General features: G+C 42.9%; 39 protein-coding genes. 38 read left to right on the forward strand and 1 reads right to left on the reverse strand.

Annotated features, from left to right (window positions below; translation table 11 throughout):
* Window positions 1-3: 3 nt before the first annotated feature.
* From fusA to cysM, 38 genes are all read left to right on the forward strand, one after another.
* A complete protein-coding gene (fusA, locus tag Q0L00_RS10310; protein WP_297336795.1) occupies window positions 4-2,127 on the forward strand; it encodes an elongation factor G in 2,124 nt (707 codons plus the stop codon).
* 12 nt (window positions 2,128-2,139) lie between these two features.
* The gene (rpsJ, locus tag Q0L00_RS10315; RefSeq protein ID WP_024284766.1) at window positions 2,140-2,445 is read left to right on the forward strand and encodes a 30S ribosomal protein S10; all 306 of its coding nucleotides are present in this window, start codon (window positions 2,140-2,142) and stop codon (window positions 2,443-2,445) included.
* 237 nt (window positions 2,446-2,682) lie between these two features.
* Window positions 2,683-3,315, forward strand: coding sequence for a 50S ribosomal protein L3 (gene rplC, locus Q0L00_RS10320; RefSeq protein WP_087938035.1), 633 nt, complete (start codon window positions 2,683-2,685; stop codon window positions 3,313-3,315).
* Window positions 3,316-3,318: 3 nt separating this feature from the next.
* Window positions 3,319-3,948: a 50S ribosomal protein L4 gene (gene rplD / locus Q0L00_RS10325; RefSeq protein ID WP_297336796.1), complete on the forward strand. Its 630-nt coding sequence runs from the start codon at window positions 3,319-3,321 to the stop codon at window positions 3,946-3,948.
* A gap of 4 nt (window positions 3,949-3,952) precedes the next feature.
* A complete protein-coding gene (gene rplW, locus Q0L00_RS10330) occupies window positions 3,953-4,240 on the forward strand; it encodes a 50S ribosomal protein L23 (protein ID WP_297336797.1) in 288 nt (95 codons plus the stop codon).
* Between the two features lie 13 nt (window positions 4,241-4,253).
* Window positions 4,254-5,078 carry a 50S ribosomal protein L2 gene (rplB, locus tag Q0L00_RS10335; RefSeq protein ID WP_297336798.1) on the forward strand — a complete coding sequence of 275 codons (825 nt, stop codon included), beginning with the start codon at window positions 4,254-4,256 and terminating at the stop codon, window positions 5,076-5,078.
* A gap of 2 nt (window positions 5,079-5,080) precedes the next feature.
* A complete protein-coding gene (gene rpsS, locus Q0L00_RS10340) occupies window positions 5,081-5,359 on the forward strand; it encodes a 30S ribosomal protein S19 (RefSeq protein ID WP_008203028.1) in 279 nt (92 codons plus the stop codon).
* Between the two features lie 2 nt (window positions 5,360-5,361).
* Window positions 5,362-5,754 (forward strand): 50S ribosomal protein L22, encoded by a 393-nt coding sequence (rplV, locus tag Q0L00_RS10345; protein ID WP_297336799.1) that lies wholly within the window; start codon window positions 5,362-5,364, stop codon window positions 5,752-5,754.
* Window positions 5,755-5,763: 9 nt separating this feature from the next.
* Complete coding sequence (rpsC, locus tag Q0L00_RS10350; RefSeq protein ID WP_297336800.1) at window positions 5,764-6,495, forward strand: 30S ribosomal protein S3; 732 nt, start codon at window positions 5,764-5,766, stop codon at window positions 6,493-6,495.
* A gap of 23 nt (window positions 6,496-6,518) precedes the next feature.
* Complete coding sequence (gene rplP / locus Q0L00_RS10355) at window positions 6,519-6,938, forward strand: 50S ribosomal protein L16 (protein WP_092791625.1); 420 nt, start codon at window positions 6,519-6,521, stop codon at window positions 6,936-6,938.
* 9 nt (window positions 6,939-6,947) lie between these two features.
* Window positions 6,948-7,130 carry a 50S ribosomal protein L29 gene (rpmC, locus tag Q0L00_RS10360; RefSeq protein ID WP_297336801.1) on the forward strand — a complete coding sequence of 61 codons (183 nt, stop codon included), beginning with the start codon at window positions 6,948-6,950 and terminating at the stop codon, window positions 7,128-7,130.
* Between the two features lie 18 nt (window positions 7,131-7,148).
* Window positions 7,149-7,412, forward strand: coding sequence for a 30S ribosomal protein S17 (gene rpsQ / locus Q0L00_RS10365; RefSeq protein WP_087938027.1), 264 nt, complete (start codon window positions 7,149-7,151; stop codon window positions 7,410-7,412).
* A gap of 2 nt (window positions 7,413-7,414) precedes the next feature.
* A complete protein-coding gene (gene rplN, locus Q0L00_RS10370; protein ID WP_057939449.1) occupies window positions 7,415-7,783 on the forward strand; it encodes a 50S ribosomal protein L14 in 369 nt (122 codons plus the stop codon).
* Window positions 7,784-7,785: 2 nt separating this feature from the next.
* On the forward strand, window positions 7,786-8,130 hold the full coding sequence (gene rplX, locus Q0L00_RS10375; RefSeq protein WP_297336802.1) for a 50S ribosomal protein L24: 345 nt from the start codon (window positions 7,786-7,788) through the stop codon (window positions 8,128-8,130).
* A complete protein-coding gene (gene rplE, locus Q0L00_RS10380) occupies window positions 8,123-8,683 on the forward strand; it encodes a 50S ribosomal protein L5 (RefSeq protein ID WP_297336803.1) in 561 nt (186 codons plus the stop codon). Before rplX ends, rplE begins: the two co-directional genes overlap by 8 nt.
* Before the next feature lie 2 nt (window positions 8,684-8,685).
* A complete protein-coding gene (rpsN, locus tag Q0L00_RS10385; RefSeq protein WP_026956459.1) occupies window positions 8,686-8,955 on the forward strand; it encodes a 30S ribosomal protein S14 in 270 nt (89 codons plus the stop codon).
* Window positions 8,956-9,036: 81 nt separating this feature from the next.
* Window positions 9,037-9,432, forward strand: a complete 396-nt coding sequence (gene rpsH / locus Q0L00_RS10390) for a 30S ribosomal protein S8 (RefSeq protein WP_297336804.1) — start codon at window positions 9,037-9,039, stop codon at window positions 9,430-9,432.
* Between the two features lie 9 nt (window positions 9,433-9,441).
* Entirely contained in the window at window positions 9,442-9,999 is a 558-nt protein-coding gene (gene rplF, locus Q0L00_RS10395; RefSeq protein WP_297336805.1) for a 50S ribosomal protein L6, read from the forward strand.
* Between the two features lie 6 nt (window positions 10,000-10,005).
* Entirely contained in the window at window positions 10,006-10,356 is a 351-nt protein-coding gene (gene rplR, locus Q0L00_RS10400) for a 50S ribosomal protein L18 (RefSeq protein ID WP_297336806.1), read from the forward strand.
* A 6-nt stretch (window positions 10,357-10,362) separates the two neighbouring features.
* On the forward strand, window positions 10,363-10,881 hold the full coding sequence (gene rpsE / locus Q0L00_RS10405) for a 30S ribosomal protein S5 (RefSeq protein ID WP_297336807.1): 519 nt from the start codon (window positions 10,363-10,365) through the stop codon (window positions 10,879-10,881).
* A gap of 5 nt (window positions 10,882-10,886) precedes the next feature.
* Window positions 10,887-11,066 (forward strand): 50S ribosomal protein L30, encoded by a 180-nt coding sequence (rpmD, locus tag Q0L00_RS10410; protein WP_297336808.1) that lies wholly within the window; start codon window positions 10,887-10,889, stop codon window positions 11,064-11,066.
* Window positions 11,067-11,068: 2 nt separating this feature from the next.
* The gene (gene rplO, locus Q0L00_RS10415; RefSeq protein ID WP_297336809.1) at window positions 11,069-11,515 is read left to right on the forward strand and encodes a 50S ribosomal protein L15; all 447 of its coding nucleotides are present in this window, start codon (window positions 11,069-11,071) and stop codon (window positions 11,513-11,515) included.
* A 4-nt stretch (window positions 11,516-11,519) separates the two neighbouring features.
* A complete protein-coding gene (gene secY / locus Q0L00_RS10420) occupies window positions 11,520-12,839 on the forward strand; it encodes a preprotein translocase subunit SecY (protein ID WP_297336810.1) in 1,320 nt (439 codons plus the stop codon).
* Window position 12,840: 1 nt separating this feature from the next.
* Complete coding sequence (gene map, locus Q0L00_RS10425) at window positions 12,841-13,614, forward strand: type I methionyl aminopeptidase (protein WP_297336811.1); 774 nt, start codon at window positions 12,841-12,843, stop codon at window positions 13,612-13,614.
* Between the two features lies 1 nt (window position 13,615).
* Window positions 13,616-13,834: a translation initiation factor IF-1 gene (infA, locus tag Q0L00_RS10430; RefSeq protein WP_008202999.1), complete on the forward strand. Its 219-nt coding sequence runs from the start codon at window positions 13,616-13,618 to the stop codon at window positions 13,832-13,834.
* A 6-nt stretch (window positions 13,835-13,840) separates the two neighbouring features.
* Window positions 13,841-13,957: a 50S ribosomal protein L36 gene (rpmJ, locus tag Q0L00_RS10435; RefSeq protein ID WP_014772314.1), complete on the forward strand. Its 117-nt coding sequence runs from the start codon at window positions 13,841-13,843 to the stop codon at window positions 13,955-13,957.
* 4 nt (window positions 13,958-13,961) lie between these two features.
* Complete coding sequence (rpsM, locus tag Q0L00_RS10440) at window positions 13,962-14,339, forward strand: 30S ribosomal protein S13 (protein ID WP_092791650.1); 378 nt, start codon at window positions 13,962-13,964, stop codon at window positions 14,337-14,339.
* Window positions 14,340-14,354: 15 nt separating this feature from the next.
* Window positions 14,355-14,753, forward strand: coding sequence for a 30S ribosomal protein S11 (rpsK, locus tag Q0L00_RS10445; protein ID WP_297336812.1), 399 nt, complete (start codon window positions 14,355-14,357; stop codon window positions 14,751-14,753).
* Between the two features lie 18 nt (window positions 14,754-14,771).
* Complete coding sequence (gene rpsD / locus Q0L00_RS10450) at window positions 14,772-15,377, forward strand: 30S ribosomal protein S4 (RefSeq protein WP_297336813.1); 606 nt, start codon at window positions 14,772-14,774, stop codon at window positions 15,375-15,377.
* Window positions 15,378-15,416: 39 nt separating this feature from the next.
* The gene (locus tag Q0L00_RS10455) at window positions 15,417-16,406 is read left to right on the forward strand and encodes a DNA-directed RNA polymerase subunit alpha (protein ID WP_297336814.1); all 990 of its coding nucleotides are present in this window, start codon (window positions 15,417-15,419) and stop codon (window positions 16,404-16,406) included.
* Between the two features lie 5 nt (window positions 16,407-16,411).
* Complete coding sequence (gene rplQ / locus Q0L00_RS10460; protein ID WP_297336815.1) at window positions 16,412-16,951, forward strand: 50S ribosomal protein L17; 540 nt, start codon at window positions 16,412-16,414, stop codon at window positions 16,949-16,951.
* A gap of 116 nt (window positions 16,952-17,067) precedes the next feature.
* Window positions 17,068-18,165, forward strand: a complete 1,098-nt coding sequence (carA, locus tag Q0L00_RS10465; RefSeq protein WP_297336816.1) for a glutamine-hydrolyzing carbamoyl-phosphate synthase small subunit — start codon at window positions 17,068-17,070, stop codon at window positions 18,163-18,165.
* A gap of 22 nt (window positions 18,166-18,187) precedes the next feature.
* The gene (gene eno / locus Q0L00_RS10470; protein WP_297336817.1) at window positions 18,188-19,471 is read left to right on the forward strand and encodes a phosphopyruvate hydratase; all 1,284 of its coding nucleotides are present in this window, start codon (window positions 18,188-18,190) and stop codon (window positions 19,469-19,471) included.
* 521 nt (window positions 19,472-19,992) lie between these two features.
* A complete protein-coding gene (locus Q0L00_RS10475) occupies window positions 19,993-21,237 on the forward strand; it encodes an IS110 family transposase (RefSeq protein WP_297336818.1) in 1,245 nt (414 codons plus the stop codon).
* A gap of 194 nt (window positions 21,238-21,431) precedes the next feature.
* Window positions 21,432-21,719, forward strand: a complete 288-nt coding sequence (locus Q0L00_RS10480) for a septum formation initiator family protein (RefSeq protein WP_297336819.1) — start codon at window positions 21,432-21,434, stop codon at window positions 21,717-21,719.
* Window positions 21,700-22,251 carry a hypothetical protein gene (locus tag Q0L00_RS10485; protein WP_297336820.1) on the forward strand — a complete coding sequence of 184 codons (552 nt, stop codon included), beginning with the start codon at window positions 21,700-21,702 and terminating at the stop codon, window positions 22,249-22,251. The genes Q0L00_RS10480 and Q0L00_RS10485 overlap by 20 nt, the downstream gene beginning before the upstream one ends.
* A gap of 20 nt (window positions 22,252-22,271) precedes the next feature.
* Window positions 22,272-23,117 (forward strand): serine acetyltransferase, encoded by an 846-nt coding sequence (locus Q0L00_RS10490; protein ID WP_297336821.1) that lies wholly within the window; start codon window positions 22,272-22,274, stop codon window positions 23,115-23,117.
* Window positions 23,104-23,982, forward strand: a complete 879-nt coding sequence (gene cysM / locus Q0L00_RS10495) for a cysteine synthase CysM (RefSeq protein ID WP_297336822.1) — start codon at window positions 23,104-23,106, stop codon at window positions 23,980-23,982. Before Q0L00_RS10490 ends, cysM begins: the two co-directional genes overlap by 14 nt.
* 103 nt (window positions 23,983-24,085) lie before the next feature.
* Here the strand turns inward: cysM and Q0L00_RS10500 are convergent, their stop codons facing one another.
* A complete protein-coding gene (locus Q0L00_RS10500) occupies window positions 24,086-24,997 on the reverse strand; it encodes a sugar phosphate isomerase/epimerase (RefSeq protein ID WP_297336823.1) in 912 nt (303 codons plus the stop codon).
* Between the last annotated feature and the right edge of the window lie 104 nt (window positions 24,998-25,101).

Genomic DNA, 25,101 nt, shown 5'->3' on the forward strand with positions numbered 1-25,101 from the left:
AGGATGGCAAAAAGAGATTTAAAATTTACCAGAAATATCGGTATCGCCGCTCACATTGATGCCGGTAAAACGACTACCACAGAGCGGATCCTTTTTTACTCTGGTGTTTCACACAAAATCGGTGAGGTGCACGATGGTGCAGCTACCATGGACTGGATGGCTCAAGAGCAGGAGCGAGGAATCACGATTACCTCGGCTGCGACGACCGTATTCTGGAACTACAGAGATCAAAAATATCAAATCAACATCATCGATACCCCAGGACACGTGGACTTTACTGTAGAAGTAAACCGCTCACTCCGGGTATTGGATGGATTGGTTTTCCTGTTCAGTGCTGTGGACGGTGTTGAACCACAGTCTGAGACCAACTGGCGATTAGCTGATAATTACAAAGTAGCCCGTATCGGGTTTGTAAATAAAATGGACCGTGCCGGTGCAAACTTCCTAGAGGTTTGTAAGCAGGTGAAGGAGATGCTTGGCAGCTATGCAGTGCCTTTGCAAATCCCAATCGGGTCTGAAGATAAATTCAAAGGGGTAGTTGATTTGATCAACAACCGTGGAATTGTCTGGAATGAAGAGGACATGGGGATGACCTTTGAGGTAGTTCCTATTCCAGAAGACTTGAAAGAAGAGGCTGCGCAGTGGAGAGAGCATTTGCTTGAGGCTGTAGCTGATTACGATGAGTCTTTGATGGAGAAGTTTTTTGATGATCCAGACTCGATTACTGAAGAAGAGATTTTGAATGCGTTGAGACAGGCGACCATCGACATGAAAATTGTCCCTATGGTATGCGGTTCCTCATTCAAAAATAAAGGAGTTCAGACCATGCTTGACTTGGTGATGGAGTTGCTTCCATCTCCAATGGATAAAGATGATATCATCGGACATGATCTCAATGACGAGGAAAAAGAAATCAGAATTGCTCCAAATGAAGATGAGCCATTTGCTGGTTTGGCTTTCAAAATTGCAACTGACCCATTTGTAGGCCGATTGTGTTTCGTAAGAGCCTATTCAGGTAAATTGGATTCCGGTTCCTATGTATTCAATAGCCGATCCGGTAATAAGGAGCGGATATCCCGCGTATTCCAAATGCACGCCAATAAGCAAAATCAAATTGATGCGCTTAGAGCTGGAGATATTGGAGCAGTTGTTGGATTTAAAGACATTAAAACAGGGGATACCCTTTGCGACGAAAAGCGTAAAGTAGTCCTTGAATCCATGGTATTCCCTGAGCCGGTTATTGGTTATGCAATTGAGCCTAAAACTCAGGCGGATGTTGATAAACTAGGAATGGCGATCGCCAAATTGGTAGAAGAAGATCCAACCCTTCAAGTAAATACTGATCATGAAACAGGGCAGACCATCTTGAGAGGTATGGGTGAGCTTCACCTGGATATCATCATCGACCGATTGAAGCGTGAATTCAAAGTTGAGATCAATCAAGGTGCTCCTCAGGTGGCTTACAAAGAAGCTTTATTTGGTTCAGTAGAACATAAGGAAGTTTACAAAAAGCAAACTGGTGGTAAAGGTAAATTTGCCGATATCGTATTTGAACTTGGACCTAAAGATCCAGATCCTGAGACCGGAGAAATCAAGCCAGGTCTTGATTTTGTGAATGGTATCGTAGGTGGGGTAATTCCAAAAGAATTCATTCCTTCCATTCAGAAAGGTTTCGCAGAAGCGATGAAAAATGGGCCTTTGGCAGGATATCCGATTGAATCGATGAAAGTTCGTCTTTTCCACGGTTCCTTCCACGACGTCGATTCAGATGCGCTTTCTTTCGAATTGGCAGCTAGAATTGGTTTCAAAGAAGCCGCTAAGAAGTGTAAGCCACAATTGCTTGAGCCAATCATGTCAGTAGATGTGGTTTCTCCTGATGAATATACTGGTCCAATCACCGGTGACTTGAACCGTCGAAGAGGATTGATGAAGGGAATGGATACCAAAGGTACTTCTTCTGTCATCAAGGCGGCTGTTCCTTTGTCTGAGTTGTTTGGATACATTACCGACTTGAGAACCATCTCTTCGGGTAGAGCTACAGCTTCTTTGACATTCTCTCACTATGAGCCCGTGCCAAATAACATAGCGGAGACTGTAATTGCTAACGTAAAAGGTCAGAAAGACTAATCAATATTTGCGATGAATCAGAAAATCAGAATAAAATTAAAATCATACGATCATAGCCTGGTGGATAAGTCATCAGAGAAGATCGTGAAAGCTGTAAAGGCTACCGGTGCTGTTGTTGTCGGTCCGATTCCTTTGCCTACCAAAAAAGAGAAGTTTACGGTGTTGAAATCCCCACACGTTAACAAGAAGGCAAGAGATCAGTATCAGCTTTGTACTTACAAGCGATTGGTTGACATTTACTCCAATTCTTCCAAGACAGTGGACGCGTTGATGAAAATCGAACTTCCCAGTGGTGTAGATGTAGAAATTAAGGTCTGATCTGACCTGAAACCAACAGATTTAAAAGACCTGTATTTTCAATGCAGGTCTTTTGTTTTGCCTTGAATCGATCAAAGGAATCAACTTTTGGAGGGATTGAGGGTCAATTATTTTCTAAATGTTTGAAAATATAGGAGTTGCCATTTGTTGCAGAATTTTATTTCAGTAACTTTGCAGTCCTTAAAAAGGGCCCCTTGCACATAATTGCTTGTGGGTTATCAAATTATCTTATAAAAGATGTCTGGTATAATTGGAAAAAAAGTAGGAATGACTAGCATTTTTAGTGCCGATGGACGTAATGTCGCATGCACGCTAATAGAAGCTGGTCCTTGCGTAGTGACGCAAGTAAAAAACGTTGAAACAGACGGGTACAACGCAGTGCAGTTGGGATTCGGTGAGCGGAAGGAGAAAAACACTCCTAAGCCATTGATCGGCCATTTCAAAAAGGCCGGGACTACGCCCAAGCATAAAGTTGTTGAGTTTCGTGATTTCCGGGTCGAATTTGAAGGCCAGGTAGATCTCGGAGCTACGGTGAAGGCCGGAGAGGTATTTATCGAGGGAGACTTCGTGGATGCGATCGGTACTTCAAAAGGTAAAGGCTTCCAGGGTGTAGTGAAGCGTCATGGTTTTGGTGGAGTGGGAGGACAAACTCACGGTCAGCACAACAGACAGAGACACCCAGGTTCCATTGGTGCTTGTTCTTGGCCATCCCGAGTATTCAAGGGTATGAGAATGGCTGGAAGAACCGGTGGTGACAGAGTGAAAGTATTGAACCTCAGAGTATTGAAAATTTACGCTGAGCAAAATCTCCTTCTGGTGTCCGGTTCAGTACCAGGTCCAAAAAATTCTTATGTCATTCTAGAGAAGTAAGCCATGGAATTAGCAGTAATTAATCAAAAAGGAGAAGACACCGGAAGAAAGGTGCAGCTGTCAGAAGAGATCTTTGGGATCGTACCGAATGACAATGCAATCTATCTGGATGTAAAACAGTACTTGGCTAATCAGAGACAAGGTACTCATAAGTCAAAGGAAAGAAATGAAATAGCTGGATCTACTAAGAAGATCAAAAAGCAAAAAGGTACCGGTGGTGCCCGTGCTGGATCGATTAAGTCCCCGCTATTCAGAGGTGGAGGTAGAGTTTTTGGTCCAAAGCCAAGAGACTATTCCTTCAAATTGAATAAAAAGTTAAAACAACTTGCTAGAAAATCCGCACTTTCTTACAAAGTGAAGGACAATTGCTTGTCGATTTTAGAAAACATCTCGTTTGATGCGCCTAAGACCAAAAGCTATCTGGCATTGCTTAATGGATTAGCGCTATCCGATAAGAAGACGCTTTTGGTACTTCCTGAAGACAACAAAAACGTTTACCTATCCAGCAGAAACCTTCCTAAGGCAAAAGTTGTGACTGTGAATGATGTGAATACTTATCAGTTGCTCAATGCAGACCATTTGGTTCTTTGCGAAGAGTCGGTAAGTAAATTGGAAACCATTTTATCGAAATAAGACAATGGATATTCTAAAGCAGCCTTTAATTACAGAGAAGATTTCTGCCATGAACGAAAAAGGCGTTTATGGGTTCGTCGTGGAGAAAACCGCAAAGAAACCAGAAATCAAGAATGCTGTAGAAAAAGCATACGGTGTGAAAGTGGTTTCAGTAAGAACCATGAGATATGCTGCCAAGCATAAGACAAGATACACCAAAGCAAAAATCGTATCAGGCTTCACCAATGCTTTCAAAAAAGCAATCGTGCAGGTAGCTGACGGTGAGGTAATTGATTTTTACGGAGAAATTTAATTGAATCAATATCATGGCAATTAAAAAATTAAAGCCTGTAACTCCAGGAACAAGATTCAGAGTGGCTCCGGCCTTTGACGAGATTACTGCGTCAAAACCAGAGAAATCACTTCTTGCTCCTATCAAGAAGTCAGGTGGTAGAAATAATGATGGCAAAATGACTGCTCGCTACATCGGTGGTGGTCATAAGCGAAGACTCAGAATTGTAGACTTCAAGCGAAACAAGTTTGGTGTGCCGGCGACCGTTAAGTCGATCGAATACGATCCAAACAGAACTGCACGTCTTGCCCTGCTTTATTATGCAGACGGTGCAAAAGCCTACATTATCGCCCCGGAAGGTTTGCAAGCAGGTCAAACAGTGATTTCCGGTGAGCAAGTTGCCCCAGAAGTGGGTAACGCGATGCCTTTGAAAAATATCCCCATGGGTACTATCGTACACTGTGTGGAGTTGAAGCCTGGTAAAGGTGCAGCAATGGTAAGAAGTGCTGGCGGGTATGCGCAGATTGTAGCTCGTGAGGGCAAATACGTAACGATCAAGCTTCCTTCTGGAGAAATGCGTATGGTATTAGGAGTTTGTATGGCAACCATCGGTACCGTTTCCAATGGAGATCATATGAATGTGGTATTGGGTAAAGCTGGCCGTAAGCGTTGGTTAGGAGTGAGACCTCGAGTAAGGGGTGTAGCTATGAACCCAGTCGATCACCCGATGGGTGGTGGTGAAGGACGTTCTTCCGGAGGTCATCCAAGATCCAGAAATGGTCTATTGGCTAAAGGAAAGAAAACCCGCTCTCCTAAAAAGTATTCAAACAAGTTCATCGTCAGCAAAAGATCTAAATAATTATGGCACGTTCATTAAAAAAAGGTCCTTATATCGAGCATCACCTGTTGAAAAAGGTAGATGTAATGAACGAGTCCGGCAAGAAATCCGTGATCAAGACTTGGTCAAGAAGATCGATGATTTCTCCAGATTTCGTAGGACATACCTTCGCTGTGCATAACGGAAATAAATTCATCCCGGTATTCGTAACAGACAACATGGTAGGTCACAAGCTAGGTGAATTTGCTCCTACCAGAAATTTCAGAGGCCACATTGCCAAAAAAGATAAAGGAAAGAGATAATCATGGAAGCAGTAGCAAGATTAAATAATGTTCCTACCTCTCCTCGCAAAATGCGACTTGTCGCTGACTTGGTCAGAGGCAAAAGAGTGGGATTGGCATTGAGCATATTGAAGTTTACTCCCAATCACGGAGCAATCCGATTGGAAAAACTTCTTCTTTCGGCAGTAGCTAACTGGCAGGCAAAAAATCCTGATGAAAAGCTCGAAGAAGCGGATCTATACATCAAAACCATCATGGTAGATGAAGGAAGATCACTGAAGCGATTGAGACCTGCTCCTCAGGGCCGTGGCCACAGAATCCGTAAGAGATCAAATCATGTAACCCTTGTCGTTGATGCGTTCGGCGGAGAAGAGGTTACCGCTGATGTAGTAGAAACAAACGAAAAGGCAAATTAAGAACAGACTATGGGACAAAAGATTAACCCAATAGGATTTAGACTTGGTGTAGTCAAAGGCTGGGATTCCAACTGGTATGGTGGGAAAGACTTCGCTGAAAAACTATACGAAGATCAGCAAATCCGAAAGTACGTCCTTGCCAGAATTCCTAAGGGTGGGATTGCTAAGGTGATCATTGAGCGGACGCTCAAGCGTATCACACTTACCATTCATACCGCTCGTCCGGGAGTAGTGATTGGTAAAGGTGGAGCCGAAGTAGACAAGCTGAAAGAAGAGCTTAAAAAGATCACCAACAAAGACATTCAGATCAACATCTTTGAGATCAAAAGACCTGAATTGGATGCCAAATTGGTAGGTGAATCCATTGCTCAGCAGCTTCAAGCCAGAATTTCCTTTAGAAGAGCAATGAAGCAGGCAATTGCCGCATCCATGAGAGTGGGAGCTGAAGGAATTAAAATCAAACTTTCTGGACGTCTAGGTGGTGCCGAAATGGCCCGATCTGAAATGTACAAAGAGGGAAGAATTCCTCTGCATACGTTGAGAGCTGACATTGATTACGCAATTTCTGAGGCATTGACTGTCTACGGGATTATCGGGATCAAAGTTTGGATCTTCAAAGGTGAAGTGTACGGAAAGAGAGACTTGTCACCGAATCAGGGAGCCGCTAATGAGCCGAAAGGCCCAAGAAATGCAGGTCCTAAAGGAGACAGAGGTCCAAGACGCAGAAAAAGAAATAACTAATTTTCACCGATAAGTGAGAACTCATGTTACAGCCAAAAAGAACTAAATATAGGAAAATGCAAAAGGGCCGTGTCAAAGGCATTGCACAAAGAGGGCATACGCTTTCTTTTGGCAACTTTGGCATCAAATCCCTGGAAGCAGGATGGATTACCTCCCGTCAAATTGAAGCAGCTCGTATCGCCATGACAAGGGCGATGAAGAGAGAAGGTCAAGTTTGGATCAGAATTTTTCCAGACAAGCCGATCACTAAGAAGCCTGCTGAAGTACGTATGGGTAAAGGTAAAGGTGCTCCTGAATATTGGGTAGCAGTAATCAAGCCAGGTACCATCCTCTTCGAAGCTACAGGTGTATCCATGGAAACTGCCAAAGAAGCATTGAGACTTGCACAGCAGAAACTTCCAGTAAGTACAAATTTCGTTGTTCGTAGAGACTACGCAGAATAATTAGGAACTATGAAATACACAGAGATCCAATCACTTTCCGCAAGTGAAATCGCTGAGAAAATCAGCGCCGAGAAAACGAATCTGGGCAAACTTAAATTTGCTCACTCAATTTCTCCTATTGAGAATCCTAACAGAATCCGCGAGACCAAGCGTTTAATCGCAAGATTAAAGACTGCATTGGCTGCCAAATAATAGCTAACAGAAAACAAAATGGCTACGATCGAAAGAAATCTTCGAAAAGAAAGAGTTGGTAAAGTCGTGAGTAACAAAATGGACAAGTCCATCACTGTCGCTGTAGAACGTAAAGTGAAGCACGGCATGTATGGTAAGTTCGTTACCAAGACAACCAAATTTATGGCTCATGACGAGAAAAACGAGTGTAACCCTGGTGACACCGTTAAAATAAGCGAAACTCGTCCGCTGAGTAAGAACAAGCGTTGGAGATTAGTTGAAATTATTGAAAGGGCTAAATAATCATGATACAGCAAGAATCCAGACTAAGTGTGGCGGACAACTCCGGTGCCAAAGAGGTATTGGTCATCCGCGTATTGGGAGGAACTAAAAAGCGATATGCTTCTATCGGTGATAAAGTAGTCGTGACTGTTAAGTCAGCCCTATCTTCCAGCAACATGAAAAAAGGTACCGTCTCTAGAGCGGTAATCGTAAGAACCCGAAAAGAAATAAGACGCAAAGATGGCTCTTATATTCGATTTGAGGACAACGCTGCTGTATTGTTAAACAACAACGATGAGCCAAGAGGCACTCGTATCTTTGGCCCAGTGGCTAGAGAGTTGAGAGAGAAGCAGTTTATGAAAATCGTTTCTTTGGCCCCTGAAGTATTGTAATCATGGAAAAAAAGACAAAAAAGCAGACTAAACTGCACATCAAAACCGGAGACACTGTGAAAGTGATCGCAGGTGATGACAAAGGAAAAACAGGGAAAGTACTTGCCGTAGATACAGCCAAGACTAGAGCTTTTGTAGAAGGGATTAATATCGTGACCAAACACGTGAAACCTACTGCTGCTAAGCCTCAAGGTGGTATTGAAAAGAAGGAAGCCGCTGTACATATCAGTAACCTGATGCTAGTGGATCCTAAATCCGGGGAAGCAACCCGTACAGGACGCAAAATCGGTGAGAATGGTAAACTAGTAAGATATTCCAAAAAAACTGGGGAGGTGATCAATGGCTAATCCTAGAATGAAAGAAAAGTATGTGAACGAGATCGTTCCTGCTTTGAAAGAAAAATTTCAATATTCTTCTGTAATGCAGGTTCCTAAGTTGACCAAGATTGTACTCAACAAAGGGATTGGAGCAGCAGTAGCTGATAAAAAATTGGTAGATCAGGGAGTTGAAGAACTTTCTTTGATCACTGGTCAACGTGCCGTGGCGACCATCGCCAAAACTTCTGTCTCTAACTTTAAATTAAGAGAAGGAATGCCCATTGGCGCGAAGGTTACGCTAAGAGGTGAGAAGATGTATGAATTTCTAGATCGTTTGATGACTGTCGCACTTCCTCGTGTACGTGATTTCAAAGGTATTTCTGACAAAGGTTTTGACGGAAGAGGAAATTATACCTTAGGTGTGACCGAGCAGATCATATTTCCAGAAATCTCCATCGAGAAAGTAAACAGAATTTCCGGCATGGATATCACTTTTGTGACTTCTGCTACTTCAGATGAAGAAAGTTTGGCTTTGTTGAAAGCATTCGGCATGCCGTTCGTTAAACCCGCAAATCAAGAATAATTATGGCAAGAGAGTCCATCAAAGCTCGCGAGAGAAAGAGAGAGCGTCTGGTAGCCAAGTATGCTAAGAAAAGAGCTGAGCTGAAAGCAGCCGGTGATTACGAAGCCCTTGACAAATTGCCCAAAAACGCATCTCCGGTAAGATTACACAATAGATGTAAACTTACTGGCCGTCCAAAAGGCTACATGAGAAAGTTTGGTATCAACAGGGTAACCTTCCGTGAAATGGCCTCAGCAGGCAAAATTCCGGGAGTGACTAAGTCCAGCTGGTAAAATAACGACAGTAGTTTTTATTTAAAAAATCAATTCGTAACTTTGCACGCCCAAAACGGGTGGAGCTAGACTAATAATACCATGACTGATCCAATAGCTGATTATCTGACCCGATTGAGAAATGCCATCAAGGCTTCTCATCGAATCGTAGAGATACCTGCTTCTAACATCAAGAAGGAGATCACTAAAGTATTGCATGACAAAGGATATATCCAGAACTATAAGTTCGAGGAAAATGGACCTCAGGGCAGCATCAAAATTGCCTTGAAATACAATCCTACTACCAAGCAAAATGCGATCGTGAGCCTGAAGCGTGTTAGTACACCAGGTTTGAGAAAATATGTGAAACATGAAGACTTGCCTCGCGTCATCAATGGCCTGGGTGTAGCAATTGTTTCCACTTCCAAAGGAGTAATGACTGACAAAGAAGCACGTACCGAAGGTATCGGAGGCGAAGTGCTTTGCTATGTATATTAATTTACTATCATGTCAAGAATAGGTAAAAAACCAATAAATCTACCCAGCGGTGTTACTGTAGACGTTTCCTCTCCCGGAGAGGTGACTGTTAAAGGTCCAAAGGGTACACTGACTCAGGAAGTCAATCCTGATATTCAGGTCAAAGTGGAGGGGAATGAAATTATCGTTTCCCGTCCTACCGAATCCAAAAGACACAAATCACTTCATGGTCTTTATAGATCTCTGATCAATAACATGGTCATCGGGGTTTCTGAGGGCTACAAAAAGGAGTTGGAGCTAGTTGGTGTAGGTTACAAAGCGGCCAATCAAGGTCAGGTTCTTGAATTGAACCTCGGTTATTCACACAACATCTTTTTTGCATTGCCAAATGATGTAGCGGTGAAAACTGAAACCCCAAAAGGTAAAAATCCCATCATCACCCTGGAAGCAATTGACAAGGAATTGATCGGGCAAATCGCTGCAAAAATCAAATCGTTGCGTAAAATCGAGCCATATAAAGGCAAAGGTGTACGTTTCGTGGGTGAACAAATTAGACGTAAGGCTGGTAAAACTGCCGGTAAAAAATAATAGGTTATGGCATTTAATAAGAATTCCAGAAGACTTAGAATCAAGCAGGGGATCCGTAGAAAAATCTCCGGTACCGATTCCAGACCTCGGTTATCTGTATTCAAAAGTAATACGGGTATTTACGCTCAGCTCATCGATGACCTTAAAGGTCAGACTCTTGCTCAAGCTTCTTCCAAAGAATTGGGAGCAAAGCAAAACATCAACGTTTCCGTCTCTGTCGAAGTAGGGAAGAAACTTGCTGAACGAGCAGTGGCCAATGGTGTCACCGAAGTAGTATTTGATAGAAATGGCTACTTGTATCATGGTAATGTGAAAGCTTTGGCCGAAGGCGCCAGAGAAGGAGGCCTTAAATTTTAATCCATTATGTCTCAACTAAGAAAAAAGCCTATCAGGGCTACAGATACAGAATTAAAGGAAAAAGTAGTTGCAATCAACCGCGTAGCCAAAGTGGTAAAAGGTGGTAGAAGGTTCTCTTTTTCTTCAATCGTGGTAGTAGGAGATGGCAATGGTGTTGTAGGTTATGGATTGGGTAAGGCCAATGAAGTAACTGATGCAATTACCAAAGGCATCGAAGACGCAAAGAAAAACCTTGTTAAAGTACCTGTGCTTAAAGGAACTATTCCTCATGAGCAAATTGGTAAATTTGGAGGTGGTTTAGTATTGATCAAACCGGCGGCTCCAGGTACTGGGGTGATTGCAGGTGGTGCGATGCGTGCGGTGTTGGAATCGGCAGGAGTGACTGACGTTTTGGCTAAATCCAAAGGTTCTTCCAATCCTCATAATGTGGTGAAAGCAACAATAGACGCACTATTGCAGCTTAGAGATGCCATTGCTGTTTCTCAGCAACGAGGGGTGAAAATGTCTAAAGTTTTTAACGGATAATCATCATGGCTAAGATCAAAATCACGCAAATTAAATCCGTCATTGATAGACCTAAAGATCAAAAAGCAACTATTGTCGCTCTTGGTCTTGGTAAAATCAGCAAATCTGTAGAAGTTGAAAATACTCCTCAGATCGCCGGTATGGTAAAGAAAGTTAATCACCTTGTAAAAGTGGAGGAAGCTTAATTATGAAATTACATACATTAAAACCAGCCGAAGGATCTACCAAAAACCGAAAAAGAATCGGTAGAGGTCAAGGATCCGGTAGAGGAGGAACCTCTACAAGAGGTCATAAGGGTGCTAAATCAAGATCTGGTTACAAGTCCAAGTTAGGATTTGAAGGGGGTCAAATGCCACTTCAGCGAAGAGTTCCTAAATTTGGATTCAAAAGCTTCAACAGAGTTGAGTTCAAACCAGTAAATTTGGATACCTTGCAGGCCCTGGCTTCTCAATACAATTTGGAGTCTGTCGATATGGAGACATTAGTAGCTCATGGAGTTGCTTCCAGAAATGACAAGATTAAAATTTTGGGTAATGGGGAGTTGAGTTCCAAGCTATCTGTTTCTGCCCATGGTTTCTCTGCCAGCGCTGTCGCTGCCATTGAAAAAGTGGGTGGTTCTGTAAACAAGATTTAATTAAATGAAAAAGTTTATTTCGACAGTTAAGAATATCTTCTCGATCGAAGACTTAAGGATTCGAATCCTTAACACGATAGGCTTTCTGATTATTTTCAGATTGGGTTCGTTTATCGTACTTCCCGGCGTTGACCCTTCCAAATTGGGAGGACCTCAAGAGGGAATCTTCGGATTGATTGACACTTTCCTTGGAGGAGCGTTTAGTAACGCTTCTATCTTTGGATTGGGGATTATGCCCTACATTTCTGCTTCCATTGTGTTGCAGCTATTGACTGTCGGAGTACCTTACTTTCAAAAAATGCAGAAAGAGGGTGAATCTGGTCGAAAACGAATCAATCAGATCACTCGGGTTCTCACCATCTTAATCACAGTTGCTCAGGGTATAGGGTATGTAACTGCTACCATTTTACCTACCGGAGCTGTGATGGTTAGTACAGGCTTATTCATGTTTAGTTCTTTGGTTCTTCTTTCAGCCGGTACGATGTTCTGTATGTGGTTGGGTGAGAAGATCACAGAAAAAGGGATTGGAAATGGGATCTCTATGCTGATCATGATTGGGATCATCTCCAGATTTCCCGGTGCGATTATCGCGGAAGTTTTGGAGAAAAACACTTCAGGTTTGCTACTACTCTTGATTGAGGCGGCAGTCTTGTTCTTTGTAGTGGTTTGCGTAATTGCACTCACTGAAGCTACTCGACGAATTCCTGTACAGTATGCCAAACAAGTGGTAGGTGGAAAAGTGTACGGTGGGCAGCGTCAATACATTCCTATTAAGGTCAATGCATCCGGTGTAATGCCCATTATCTTTGCCCAATCTTTGATGTTTGTGCCTGCTTTGATTGCCCAAATTTGGGCTGGTGAAAGTGATATTGCCAATTACATTGGAACGACCTTCTCTGACTTTACCTCTTGGCAGTATAATGTACTCTTTGGCGCATTAATCATCATCTTTACCTTCTTCTACACCGCGATCACGGTGAATCCAGAACAAATCGCAGAGGATATGAAGCGAAATGGTGGCTTTGTTCCGGGAATTAAGCCTGGAGCGCCGACCTCAGAGTTCATTGATGGTATTATTTCTAAAATCACCCTTCCAGGTTCCATTTTGCTTGCTGTAGTGGCCATTTTACCGGCCCTGGCGATCATTGCAGGTGTAGGTGCAGAATTTGCTCAATTCTATGGAGGTACCTCTCTGTTGATTATGGTAGGTGTGATCATGGATACCCTTCGTCAAATCGAAAGTTATCTTTTGATGAGACATTACGAAGGAATGATGAAGAGTGGTAATATGAAGAATAGTGCTTCAAATTACCAAGTAGCTTAAGATGATTCATTATAAGACTTCAGAGGAAGTTCAAAAGATTAAAGAAAGTGCTGACATCTTGGCCAAAGCTCACGGAGAAGTAGCCAAGCATGTCAAAGTAGGGGTAAAGACCTCTTACTTAGATAAAATAGCTGAAGAGTTCATTCGGGATCATCAAGCTGTACCGTCCTTTAAAGGATATAATGGCTTTCCCGCTTCACTCTGCATTTCTGTGAATGAAGTTGTCGTTCATGGATTTCCCAGCTCATATGAATTGAAAGATGGCGATATAATCTCAATAGATTGTGGAGTCTTTCACCAAGGTTTTCATAGCGATTCCGCTTATACTTACCCCATCGGTGAAGTCTCCATTCCTGTTTTGAATTTATTAAAAGCCACTCGAGATTCGCTTTATTTGGGAATAGAGCAGGCTATTTTTGGTAACCGGATTGGAGATATCGGTCATGCAATTCAGAAATTTGTTGAGTCTAAAGGCTATACCGTGGTCAGAGAATTGGTAGGTCATGGACTAGGAAAAAATCTGCATGAAGCTCCTGAAGTTCCTAATTACGGTAAACGAGGTAGTGGTCCCTTGCTAAAAGCAGGGATGGTTATTGCAATTGAGCCCATGATTAATCTGGGTACGCGAAATATCGTACAAGAGCGGGATGGATGGACGATCCGCACAGCGGATCGAAAGCCCAGCGCACATTATGAGCACACGGTTGCGATTTTCGAAGATAGAACAGAGGTTTTGACCTCACATAAGTACATAGAAGAGAGTTTTAAATTCTAATATGGCAAAACAGACTTCAATAGAGCAAGACGGAACAATCATAGAGGCGTTATCCAACGCCATGTTCAAAGTGGAACTAGAGAATGGGCATCAATTGATTGCGCATATTTCTGGTAAAATGAGGATGAATTACATCAAAATCCTTCCTGGAGATCGCGTCAAATTAGAACTTTCTCCCTATGATTTGTCAAAAGGCAGAATTGTATATCGATATAAATAAACTGATATGAAAGTTAAAGCATCTATCAAAAAGAGAAGTGTTGACTGTAAGGTGATCCGAAGAAACGGAAAGCTTTATGTCATCAATAAGAAGAATCCTAAGTTTAAACAAAGACAAGGTTAAGATTATGGCTAGAATTGCAGGTGTAGATATACCAGACAATAAGCGCGGCGAGGTAGGACTTACCTATATCTTCGGAATAGGAAGAAGCTCCGCCAGAGCGATCCTGAACAAGGCCGGTATCTCCTTCGACAAAAAAGCAGGAGAGTGGGATGACGATGAGTCTACTGCCATCCGTAACATCATCTCTGAGGAATTCAGAACTGAAGGTGTGTTGAAGTCAGAGATCCAATTAAACATCAAGCGACTGATGGACATCGGTTGTTACAGAGGTTTAAGACACAGAAAAGGACTTCCAGTGCGTGGTCAAAAGACCAAAAACAACGCCAGAACAAGGAAGGGTAAGCGTAAGACAGTTGCTAACAAGAAAAAAGCGACTAAATAAAACCTGATTTAGATTATGGCTCAGAAAAGAAACGATAAAGCAAAAGGTAAAAAAAGAGTAGTTAAAGTTGAGGCGGTAGGCCAGGCCCACATTAAAGCTTCCTTTAACAATATTATCATCTCTATTACCAATAATTCAGGACAGGTTATCTCTTGGGCTTCTGCCGGTAAAATGGGATTCAGAGGTTCAAAGAAAAACACTCCTTATGCTGCACAAATGGCTGCCCAAAATTGTGGTCAGGTTGCATATGACTTAGGTTTGCGAAAAATCGAAGTTTTTGTAAAAGGTCCGGGATCCGGTAGGGAATCAGCGATTAGAACATTGCAAAATGTAGGATTGGATGTGACCACCATCATTGATGTGACTCCGATGCCACATAATGGTTGCCGTCCTCCTAAGCGTAGAAGAGTTTAATTATAAAATTGTAACAGAATGGCTAGATATACAGGTCCTAAATCAAAGATCGCTCGAAAATTTGGCGAGCCTATCGAAGGGCATAGCAAAGCGCTTCAAAAGAAGAACTATCCTCCCGGACAGCACGGGCGAGGAAGAAGAAAGAAGCAGTCTGAATACGCAATCCAGCTTGCTGAAAAGCAAAAAGCAAAATACATTTACGGTGTATTGGAAAGACAATTCGCTAAAATGTTTGACATCGCTTCCAGAAAAAATGGAATCACTGGTGAAAACCTATTGCAATTGCTCGAGGCGCGTTTGGATAATACCGTTTACAGATTAGGAATCTCTCCTACTCGTAGAGGTGCTAGACAATTGGTTTCCCATAAGCACATTTTGGTCAATGGTGAGGTGGTTAATATTCCATCATTTACCTTGAAGCCAGGGGACATCGTTTCTGTCAGAGAGCGGTCCAAATCCTTAGAAGCGATCACCGAAAGCCTAGCAGGAAAAGGTGCCAATAAATATTCCTGGTTAGAGTGGGATGGTGCTTCATTGTCCGGAAAGTTTGTCAGTATCCCAAGCAGAGATGATATTCCTGAGAATATCAAGGAGCAACTTATTGTCGAACTTTACTCTAAGTAATATTTACTATTTTCAGCTTTAAAACAAAGAACAAGATATATGTCCATATTAGCATTTCAAATGCCCGAAAAAGTGGTAATGGAAAAAGCCGATGACTTTCATGGCTTGTTTACCTTCAAACCACTCGAAAAAGGCTATGGAGTTACTATCGGTAACGCCCTGAGAAGAATATTGCTTTCTTCGCTGGAGGGTTATGCCATCACTTCAATCAAAATCCCTGGAGTGGTGCATGAGTTTTCTACCATCGAAGGTGTAGTGGAGGATGTGACCGACATTATTTTGAACCTGAAGCAGGTCCGATTTAAGAAAGTACATGAGGCTTTCGACGGCAAAATTACTGTGGAAGTTAAAAATCAGTCTGTCTTCACTGCCGGGGACATTGCCAAGTTCACTTCTTCCTTTGAAGTACTCAATCCTGATTTGGTCATTTGCCATATCGATGAGAAAAAAACCTTCGAGATCGAATTGATTCTTGATAAAGGGAGAGGCTACTTGCCAGCTGAAGAATCCAAACCAAAGGAGCAAGTTTTTGGTCAGATTGCCATAGACGCGATCTTCACTCCAATCAAAAATGTGAAGTATAGTGTAGAAAACACCCGTGTGGAGCAAAAAACTGACTTCGAAAAGTTGATCCTTGAAGTGACCACCGACGGGTCAATTCACCCGGAAAAAGCACTTCAAGAATCAGCCAAAATTCTGATCCAGCATTTCATGTTGTTCTCTGATCAGACCATGGTTCTTGATTCAACTGGACCTGCTGAGACTGAGCCGATCGATGAGGAGTTTCTTCACATGAGAAAACTCTTAAAAACATCCCTCAGTGATCTAGATCTTTCTGTTCGAGCATTCAACTGCCTTAAAGCTGCTGATGTGAAGACTTTGGGAGATTTAGCTAAGTTGGAGATTTCTGACATGATGAAATTCAGAAATTTCGGTAAAAAATCATTGGCTGAGCTTGAGCAGCTGATTCAGGAAAAAGGCCTGACCTTTGGAATGGATATTTCAAAGTATAAACTTGATGAAGAATAAATAAAATGAGACACGGTAAGAAATTTAACCACCTTGGAAGAAAGGCTGCTCATAGGAAAGCGATGCTTTCTAACATGGCTACATCCCTGATTCTTCACAAGCGTATCTCTACCACGCTTGCCAAGGCAAAGGAATTGAAAAAATATGTAGAGCCTCTGGTAACCAGAGCAAAAGAAGATACTACACATAATCGACGTGTGGCATTTTCTTATCTTAAGAATAAGGAAGCCATTATTTCTCTTTTCGGAGAAGTAATTGCTAAAGTGGGTACTCGTCCAGGTGGATACACACGTATCATCAAGACGGGATTCAGATTAGGTGATAATGCCGAAATGTGTATTATTGAGTTAGTAGATTTCAATGAATTGATGTTGAAGGATGCTAAGCCAGCTAAGAAAACTACCCGTAGATCTCGTAGAGGAAGCGGTGCTTCTAAGCCAGCCGAAACTGAGGCTACCGTTGAAACCTCAGCAGAGGAAAAGCCTTCCAAGCCACAAGCACCTGAGGCTTCTGATGATACCAATGCTGAATCTGAAGAAAAATAAGATTGGATACTTATCAACACATAAAAAGGATTGGACGTTAGTTCAATCCTTTTTTTTATACCCAACCATTCCTCCTCCTTCCAAGAATTACTTAACTTTGGACAATCTTTTGAAACATGATTAAACAAAAAGCTACCTTACTCCTTGCAGACGGAACCGTTTTTCACGGTTCATTAATCGGTAACCCGGGCACCAATGGCGGTGAAATTTGCTTCAATACCGGTATGACGGGTTATCAAGAAATTTACACCGACCCTTCCTATACCGGACAGGTCATCGTGACGACGACTTCCCATATTGGAAATTATGGCGTTCACGATGAAGAAATAGAATCTGATCATCCTACTATTGGCGGAATTGTAGTCAATTGCTTTTCCGAGGTTTATTCCCGATTGGATGGACATGGTTCCCTCCAAGATTATTTGGTTAAGTACAAAATAACGGGTATTGCCGATATCGATACCCGGAAATTGGTAAGACATATTCGCTCTCAAGGGGCAATGAATGCGATTATCAGTTCCGAGTTTGAAGGCAATAGGGATGGATTGCGTGCCGAGTTGGAGAAACTTCCCGATATGAATGGGTTGGAGCTTTCTTCCAAGGTCTGTACGCAAGAACCTTATTTTTATGGAGATGAAAATGCAGGGATAAAAGTGGCTTGTTTGGATTTTGGCATTAAAAAGAATATTCTGAGAAATCTGGCTTCTAGAGGGGTGTATTGTAAAGTGTTTCCCGCTAAAACAAAATTAGCCGAAATGGAAGCATGGTCACCCAATGCCTATTTTCTCTCCAACGGCCCGGGGGATCCGGCGGTCATGGAATATGCTGTAGATACCGTTAAAGATATATTGGAGACAGGTAAACCCCTATTTGGGATTTGTCTAGGGCATCAACTCTTGGCTGAGTCAGTCGGGATATCCACCTATAAAATGCACCATGGGCATCGTGGGATTAATCACCCCATCAAAAATTTAACTTCAGGTAAAAGTGAGATTACCTCCCAAAACCATGGATTCAATATTGTGCGGGAAGATACCGAGAAGCATGCCGAGGTAGAAATCACCCATGTACATTTGAATGATAATACTGTAGCAGGGATAAAACTTAAAAATAAGCCTGCATTTTCTGTGCAGTATCATCCTGAGTCATCTCCGGGACCGCACGATTCCAGGTACCTTTTTGATGACTTTATTTCCTTAATCAATCAAAATTAAATCGCTTAAACCTTTTAAAACTATGACCTTGATTCAATCAATTCATGCCAGACAAATCCTTGACTCTAGAGGAAACCCTACTGTGGAAGTAGATGTGGTGACCGAAAACGGAGCCTTTGGACGTGCAGCAGTCCCTAGTGGAGCCTCTACTGGAGCCAATGAAGCAGTGGAGCTTCGAGACGGAGACAAAAGTAAATACCTCGGAAAAGGGGTGTTAAAGGCGGTATCCAATGTCAACGACGTGATTGCTCCAGAACTAGTTGGTATGGATGTTTTTGAGCAAAACATGATCGACCAAATCATGATCGAACTCGATGGCACTGCCAATAAAAGTAAACTTGGAGCCAATGCAATTTTGGGTGTATCCCTTGCTGTGGCAAAAGCCGCAGCCATGGAGTCTGGTCAGCCACTTTACCGCTACATCGGCGGAGTTAATGCCAATACGCTTCCTGTGCCGATGATGAACATCATCAATGGGGGGTCTCACTCAGATGCACCTATTGCTTTTCAGGAATTTATGATTCGTCCTGTAGGCGCAGAAAGTTTTTCTGAAGCCATTCGAATGGGTGCTGAAATTTTCCATCACCTGAAAAAAATCCTGCATGACAAAAACTTGGTGACTGCGGTAGGGGACGAAGGCGGTTTTGCGCCAAACTTCTCTGGGGGGACTGAAGAAGCGCTTGGAAGTATTTTGGATGCGATTTCCAAAGCAGGCTACAAGGCTGGAGAGCAAGTCACCATAGCATTGGATTGTGCTGCCTCCGAATTTTTTGTAGATGGAAAATACGATTATTACAAATTTGAAGGTTCAACTGGAAAAGTTCGCTCTAGAGAAGAGCAGGTAGATTATTTAGCTGAACTTTCTCAAAAATACCCCATCGACTCGATTGAAGATGGATGTGCTGAAGAAGATTGGGAAGGTTGGGCTATGCTAACTGCTAAAATTGGAGATAAGGTGCAGCTAGTCGGTGATGATCTTTTTGTAACCAATGTGAAATTTTTGCAGAGAGGGATCGAAGAGAAATCGGCGAATTCCATTTTAATTAAAGTAAACCAAATCGGTACGCTTACCGAGACGATCAATGCGGTAAACTTGGCCCACAAAGCTGGCTTTACAGCAGTAATGTCTCACCGCTCAGGGGAGACGGAGGATTCAACTATTGCAGATTTGGCAGTAGCCTTGAATACCGGACAAATTAAGACGGGTTCAGCTTCTCGATCTGATCGAATGGCCAAATACAATCAATTGCTTCGTATCGAAGAGCAGTTGGGCGAATCGGCGGTATTCAAAGGGAAATTGAAATAAGAGTAATCCAAACTCTCCATAATTTTGAAAACGTCCTCTTGCTTTTAGTAGGGGGACGTTTTTTTTGGACTTAGTTGAAGCGGTTAATAAAAATCCATAGAAATGATACTTGCTTTTGCACCATTTTTGTACCTTAAGTTGATATAGTAATTCCGATGAAATCGAGCATGACGTACCCGTCACACACGGGCATGATTATCAATGCTGCAAGATTCCATCTGACTGCTGAAAAGCAAATTATAAATAGATGAAATCGAGCATGACTAAAGCGACACACAGAGGGATGTTTATAATCAATGCGAAGATTCCATATGGCCTCTGAGAAACAAATTATAAACAGATGAAATGCCCATGAGAATAAACCTCACACAGGGGAATGATTATACAGGGCATTCCATCTGACCGCTGAAAACAATTATAAACAGATGAAATATCCATGACGGGAGCGCGACACACAGGGGGATGATTATATCCGAGCATCCACCGTTTTCGTAGAAATCAACTGTACAAATCAGGACGATATGAAAGCTCAGACAGTAAACTTTGATCAACTCATTGCAAGGGGCTGTGGAATAGATGTCCACAAGAGCCTTATCGTGGCGACTATCAAGGGTGAAGGCTTAAAGGAAGAGACCCGTTCCTATGACGGCTTCACCGAATCGCTTGAACAGCTTCGGGACTGGTTGAAAGAGCACCGTGTGACCCATGTAGCCATGGAAAGTACGGGGGTCTACTGGAAACCTGTTTACAACATATTGGAAGAAGATTTTGAGGTTATACTGGTCAATGCGCGTCATATCAAGAACGTGCCGGGGCACAAGACCGACAAAAAGGACAGCAAGTGGATTGCCAAACTGCTGCTTTGCGGATTGTTGAAAGGGAGTTTTATCCCTCCCAAAGGGATCCGGGAACTGCGTGACCTGACCCGATACAAGCGCAAAATAATCAACCAGATTGCCTCGGAGAAGAACAGGATTCAGAAGATCCTGGAGGATGCCAACATCAAACTCTCCAGTGTGATCAGTGACATGAGCGGGGCGGTGGCCACCAAGATCATCAAGGCCCTGATCGAGGGGGAAGAGGACGTGGACGAGCTGGTGAAGTTCCGTCATGGGAAAATGCGCTGCACCAAAGAAGAACTGGCGGCCTCACTGAGAGGTAGGCTGAGTGCCCATCACCGGTTCATGCTGCAGACGATTAAAGAATCGATCAGCGAAAAAGACCGGCTGATCGCCAGACTGAATGAACAGATTGATAAAATGCTCCAGGAGAACCAGCTGGAGCTGGACGCCAAACTGCTGGAGACCATTCCCGGGGTGGGCAAAGACGGAGCCGCTTACATTCTGGCTGAGATCGGCAATGACATGGACCGCTTTCCCAATGAGCAGCATTTAGCCTCCTGGGCGGGGATGAGCCCGGGCAGCAATGAATCGGCCGGTAAAAAAAAAAGTAGTCGGACCACCCATGGAGACAAATATTTAAAGTCAATGCTCACGCAGTTTGCCTGGGCGGCAACACGGACCAAGAACACGTATCTGAGGAGCAAGTATGAAAGTCTGGTTGGAAGAAGAGGTAAAAAAAAGGCGCTGGTAGCAATAGGACACAAGATCCTGATAGCGGCCTACTTCATCCTGAAGGACAAAACAACATACAAAGAACTCGGAGCAGAATACTTGGAAAGCCGGAAGAAGGACAGACAAATCCAACATTACCTGGACAAACTCAGGGAACTTGGCGTGGAACTGGACAAGGAAAAGGTAGCATAAAAAAACAAAGGTCGTTTTTTACTGGAGGTTGAAACATCGTTGTGAAAGCAGCGAAACCCCGCAGATGAAATTGACATCAGACGCTAAGCACACAGGAGTATTGCCGCGAGCATGTAGATGAAAATTTAACTTCTTAGCGTCTTTTACCCCTTTACCTAAAAATATAAAAATAAATAAAAAACAATTATAAACAGATGAAAAAGATTTTCAAATTCACGACCAATTTCTACGGTATTGCCACCCTTTCCTTTTTGTTTTGGATGATTTTTATTGATTCGAATAATATTGTCAATCAGTTTAAACTGAGCCATAAATTAAATCAATTGGAAGACCAAAAGGAGTTTTACCAAGAACGAAAACAAAAAATTCAGGCAGACCGAAAAGAATTAATGAATAACCCTGAACTTTTGGAGAAGTTTGCCCGTGAAAAATATTTCATGAAGAAGAAAACGGAGGACCTCTATGTTATTGTCAAAGAATAAATTTTTACTGCTTTTTGGGTTATTATTCTTTACTACATGTCTAGCAAGCCTAGCCCAGCGCGAAATCTATTCGGACTCTATTCCTTTCAAGGATCGCCTGTATTTCGGGGGTAATTTTGGAATGCAGTTTGGAAACATTACGCTTGTGGACGTCTCCCCCTTGGCGGGGGTGATGATTACGGAGCGGTATTCGGCCGGCTTGGGGGTGACCTATCAATATTTCAATGACCGCCGTTTCGTAGGAGGGTCTACTTCCACCTATGGAGCTAGGGTTTTCAATCGCTATAATGTTTTGCCCAATATTTTCCTTCATGGAGAATTTGAGTCCATTAACTTTGATAATTTTAATCAGTTTAATGGAGAATTTAGCCGGATTTGGTCCAATGCGCTTTTTCTTGGAGCAGGGTATTTTGCGCCGTTTGGCGGAGGTAGAGGGGGAGCCAATTTCACTTTTCTTTACAATATTCTCCATGACAATCTTCGTTCACCCTATGGTGAACCTTATGTCATTCGTGTGGGTTTTGTGATGTAACCACGCTTCAAACCTATTCGATGAATTCATTGATTAAGAAAATCCATCAAGCCCACCAAGAGTGTTCAGATTGTCCTTCTCCACAAGTGATCCAGCAATTTTTTGAAGAATTGCTGGGATTGCTTTTTCCTGAGTACACCGTTCAAAAGCTCAAAGAGGAGCAAGAGATTAGTCAAAAACTTGCTGCATTGGAGGAGCGTTTAGCCAAGATTCTGGAGCGAAACACGCACCTGCACGGACAAGATGGCAAACAACTCGCTCACCAGTTTTTCATTCAATTGGAACGGGTGTATGATTGGATTCATCAGGACGTAGACGCCATGTTTTCGGGAGATCCGGCTGCAAAATCCCGAACTGAGATTCTCCGTTCTTATCCTGGCTTTTTTGCCATTGCTGCCTATAGAATAGCCCATGAACTTCATGTCCTGGGTATTAAGTTGATTCCTAGGATGATTACCGAGATCGCTCATAGCCGAACTGGAATTGATATTCATCCTGGAGCGAAGATCGGTCAGCATTTCTGTATTGATCACGGTACCGGCGTAGTCATAGGAGAAACCACAGTAATTGGTAACCGGGTTAAGATTTATCAAGGAGTGACCTTAGGGGCCTTGAGCGTAGATAAAGCCGATGCAGATAGCAAGCGTCACCCAACCATTGAGGATGATGTGGTGATCTATGCTGGTGCTACCATACTTGGAGGAAAAACCGTCATTGGAAAAGGAAGCACCATCGGAGGAAATGTTTGGCTGACTAAATCCGTAGCCGCAGGATCTAAAGTATATTATCAGGCACAAATGCACCATGCCGATTCGGAAGTGACTGACTTGTATATTTTCAAAAATGATGAAAATGAAACTCTTTGAATTAATCGGTAATACGCCTCTTATCGAAATCCAACATATTTCGGTCAATCCCAAAGTGACCATTCTCTGTAAAATGGAAGGGCAGAATCCCGGGGGAAGTGTTAAAGATCGGGCAGCTTTTAATATGCTCCAATCAGCATTAGATCGGGGTGAAATCAAAAAGGGCGATAAACTGGTCGAGGCGACAAGTGGAAATACCGGTATTGCCTTGGCCATGGTTGCCAAGGTTTTGGGCTTGGATATGACGCTGATTATGCCAGATAATTCTACCCGCGAGCGGGTACTCTCGATGGAGGCTTATGGGGCCAGGGTGATTTTGACTCCTGCTGCCAAAACCATTGAATATTCCCGTACACTTGCCGAAAAAATGAATGCTGAAGAGGGGTATTTTATGCTCAATCAGTTTGCTAATCCGGATAATTACCTGGCTCATTACAAAACCACAGGTCCTGAAATTTGGAGGGATACCGATGGGAAAGTTACCCATTTTGTCTCAGCAATGGGAACTACAGGAACCATTATGGGGGTGTCCCGCTACTTGAAAGAAAAGAATCCCACCGTACAAATAGTCGGGACCCAACCCACTGACGGGTCGAGTATTCCGGGAATCCGGCGCTGGTCTCCGGAATTTTTGCCGGCAATTTTTGAAAAGGAACGGGTAGATCGAGTAATCGATGTCTCTCAGCAGCAAGCTACTGAAATGACTCGTCGCATGGCAAAAGAAGAGGGGATTTTGGCAGGAATGAGCAGTGGGGGGGCATTGCATGCCGCCATTGAACTTTCCAAAGAACTTGAAGAAGGCTTGATCGTCTGCATTACCTGTGATCGGGGAGATCGTTATTTGAGCTCAGATTTGTTTGGGTAATGCCCATTTAACCAACCATGGGTTCCTGGTTTTGGATTAAGATATGGCCTGCATTAACCTAGCAAGGATTGCTTATATCCAAATCCCCTTTTTTGACCCTTTCCTAGAAAAACTGTTTCATTTTTTGCAGTCCAGTTTGAGCGACTAAATCCGCATCCATTTTCCAAAGACTAGGATTAAAAAGTTCAAGAGACAGAATTTTGGTACCTCCCATGGATTTCAGGGTTTGCGCTACTTCTGCCAAAGGACCTACACCATCTCCCGGATACACCCGGTGTTTGTCCTCTTGTTCGGTACGCGGCAAGGCATCCGGAAAATCATTAAGATGAAATACTTCAATCGCCTGTCCATGAATTAACTTCAATCCATCAAATCCAGAACCTCCGCGAAACAAGTGGTATATATCCGGTAATAATCGCGCATCCGGATCATTGGCCATGGCTGCAACCGCCAAGGCTTGTCCCAATTGATGAAAAGGAGGGAAGGCTCCCCAAAATTCGAGCTGGGGCATACAGCCTGTGTTGCGTCCAAGTTCCAAAAGCTGCGCATATTTTTCACCAGCTTCCATCAAATCCACCGGCGCCTCGGCTCCAATGGCTGGGGCGGCGATGCGTTTACAGCCAATCGCTGCCAGTTGATTCATTTCTTTCTTGATTTGCTCAAAGCCACGACTACTTTTCTCTGGATCCTGAGCCATCCAAGTAGCAAAACCAATCGCATTGACCGCTTCGATTCCTGCATCATCCAGTTCTTTTTTAAGCATAGCCAAACTTTTTCCTGATTCCAAGTATGCATCGATTTCCATCATCCAAAGCTCTATGCCATCGTATCCTGCCCGGGCTGTTACTTCAATCATTTCGGAAAGGGAAAGCTTTTGCCCTCTGATGGTGCTGGTATTTAGTGAAAAGCGAAAATTCGCTTCCTGACCGGATTTTGGTTTTGCCCATGCAGGCCCTGCTAAAGTCAAGAGTGGAGCCCATGCGAGGCTTTTAAGTAAATTTCTGCGTGAAGTCATGCTAGGATTGTGCTATTTTTGATGTAGGAATATTTCCTTTCATAGAAAAAGAATACCATTTATACTTATTTCTAAAAATAAGAATCTTCCAGAGGATTCTATCG

The sequence above is a fragment of the Algoriphagus sp. genome (assembly GCF_024305035.1).
Classification (GTDB): Bacteria; Bacteroidota; Bacteroidia; order Cytophagales; family Cyclobacteriaceae; genus Algoriphagus.

Bases quoted from the DNA above. Each gene is read 5' to 3' on its own strand.
- fusA (WP_297336795.1), top strand. From the start codon at position 4: ATGGCAAAAAGAGATTTAAAATTTACCAGAAATATCGGTATCGCCGCT.
- rpsJ (WP_024284766.1), top strand. From the start codon at position 2,140: ATGAATCAGAAAATCAGAATAAAATTAAAATCATACGATCATAGCCTG.
- rplC (WP_087938035.1), top strand. From the start codon at position 2,683: ATGTCTGGTATAATTGGAAAAAAAGTAGGAATGACTAGCATTTTTAGT.
- rplD (WP_297336796.1), top strand. From the start codon at position 3,319: ATGGAATTAGCAGTAATTAATCAAAAAGGAGAAGACACCGGAAGAAAG.
- rplW (WP_297336797.1), top strand. From the start codon at position 3,953: ATGGATATTCTAAAGCAGCCTTTAATTACAGAGAAGATTTCTGCCATG.
- rplB (WP_297336798.1), top strand. From the start codon at position 4,254: ATGGCAATTAAAAAATTAAAGCCTGTAACTCCAGGAACAAGATTCAGA.
- rpsS (WP_008203028.1), top strand. From the start codon at position 5,081: ATGGCACGTTCATTAAAAAAAGGTCCTTATATCGAGCATCACCTGTTG.
- rplV (WP_297336799.1), top strand. From the start codon at position 5,362: ATGGAAGCAGTAGCAAGATTAAATAATGTTCCTACCTCTCCTCGCAAA.
- rpsC (WP_297336800.1), top strand. From the start codon at position 5,764: ATGGGACAAAAGATTAACCCAATAGGATTTAGACTTGGTGTAGTCAAA.
- rplP (WP_092791625.1), top strand. From the start codon at position 6,519: ATGTTACAGCCAAAAAGAACTAAATATAGGAAAATGCAAAAGGGCCGT.
- rpmC (WP_297336801.1), top strand. From the start codon at position 6,948: ATGAAATACACAGAGATCCAATCACTTTCCGCAAGTGAAATCGCTGAG.
- rpsQ (WP_087938027.1), top strand. From the start codon at position 7,149: ATGGCTACGATCGAAAGAAATCTTCGAAAAGAAAGAGTTGGTAAAGTC.
- rplN (WP_057939449.1), top strand. From the start codon at position 7,415: ATGATACAGCAAGAATCCAGACTAAGTGTGGCGGACAACTCCGGTGCC.
- rplX (WP_297336802.1), top strand. From the start codon at position 7,786: ATGGAAAAAAAGACAAAAAAGCAGACTAAACTGCACATCAAAACCGGA.
- rplE (WP_297336803.1), top strand. From the start codon at position 8,123: ATGGCTAATCCTAGAATGAAAGAAAAGTATGTGAACGAGATCGTTCCT.
- rpsN (WP_026956459.1), top strand. From the start codon at position 8,686: ATGGCAAGAGAGTCCATCAAAGCTCGCGAGAGAAAGAGAGAGCGTCTG.
- rpsH (WP_297336804.1), top strand. From the start codon at position 9,037: ATGACTGATCCAATAGCTGATTATCTGACCCGATTGAGAAATGCCATC.
- rplF (WP_297336805.1), top strand. From the start codon at position 9,442: ATGTCAAGAATAGGTAAAAAACCAATAAATCTACCCAGCGGTGTTACT.
- rplR (WP_297336806.1), top strand. From the start codon at position 10,006: ATGGCATTTAATAAGAATTCCAGAAGACTTAGAATCAAGCAGGGGATC.
- rpsE (WP_297336807.1), top strand. From the start codon at position 10,363: ATGTCTCAACTAAGAAAAAAGCCTATCAGGGCTACAGATACAGAATTA.
- rpmD (WP_297336808.1), top strand. From the start codon at position 10,887: ATGGCTAAGATCAAAATCACGCAAATTAAATCCGTCATTGATAGACCT.
- rplO (WP_297336809.1), top strand. From the start codon at position 11,069: ATGAAATTACATACATTAAAACCAGCCGAAGGATCTACCAAAAACCGA.
- secY (WP_297336810.1), top strand. From the start codon at position 11,520: ATGAAAAAGTTTATTTCGACAGTTAAGAATATCTTCTCGATCGAAGAC.
- map (WP_297336811.1), top strand. From the start codon at position 12,841: ATGATTCATTATAAGACTTCAGAGGAAGTTCAAAAGATTAAAGAAAGT.
- infA (WP_008202999.1), top strand. From the start codon at position 13,616: ATGGCAAAACAGACTTCAATAGAGCAAGACGGAACAATCATAGAGGCG.
- rpmJ (WP_014772314.1), top strand. From the start codon at position 13,841: ATGAAAGTTAAAGCATCTATCAAAAAGAGAAGTGTTGACTGTAAGGTG.
- rpsM (WP_092791650.1), top strand. From the start codon at position 13,962: ATGGCTAGAATTGCAGGTGTAGATATACCAGACAATAAGCGCGGCGAG.
- rpsK (WP_297336812.1), top strand. From the start codon at position 14,355: ATGGCTCAGAAAAGAAACGATAAAGCAAAAGGTAAAAAAAGAGTAGTT.
- rpsD (WP_297336813.1), top strand. From the start codon at position 14,772: ATGGCTAGATATACAGGTCCTAAATCAAAGATCGCTCGAAAATTTGGC.
- Q0L00_RS10455 (WP_297336814.1), top strand. From the start codon at position 15,417: ATGTCCATATTAGCATTTCAAATGCCCGAAAAAGTGGTAATGGAAAAA.
- rplQ (WP_297336815.1), top strand. From the start codon at position 16,412: ATGAGACACGGTAAGAAATTTAACCACCTTGGAAGAAAGGCTGCTCAT.
- carA (WP_297336816.1), top strand. From the start codon at position 17,068: ATGATTAAACAAAAAGCTACCTTACTCCTTGCAGACGGAACCGTTTTT.
- eno (WP_297336817.1), top strand. From the start codon at position 18,188: ATGACCTTGATTCAATCAATTCATGCCAGACAAATCCTTGACTCTAGA.
- Q0L00_RS10475 (WP_297336818.1), top strand. From the start codon at position 19,993: ATGAAAGCTCAGACAGTAAACTTTGATCAACTCATTGCAAGGGGCTGT.
- Q0L00_RS10480 (WP_297336819.1), top strand. From the start codon at position 21,432: ATGAAAAAGATTTTCAAATTCACGACCAATTTCTACGGTATTGCCACC.
- Q0L00_RS10485 (WP_297336820.1), top strand. From the start codon at position 21,700: ATGTTATTGTCAAAGAATAAATTTTTACTGCTTTTTGGGTTATTATTC.
- Q0L00_RS10490 (WP_297336821.1), top strand. From the start codon at position 22,272: ATGAATTCATTGATTAAGAAAATCCATCAAGCCCACCAAGAGTGTTCA.
- cysM (WP_297336822.1), top strand. From the start codon at position 23,104: ATGAAACTCTTTGAATTAATCGGTAATACGCCTCTTATCGAAATCCAA.
- Q0L00_RS10500 (WP_297336823.1), bottom strand. From the start codon at position 24,997: ATGACTTCACGCAGAAATTTACTTAAAAGCCTCGCATGGGCTCCACTC.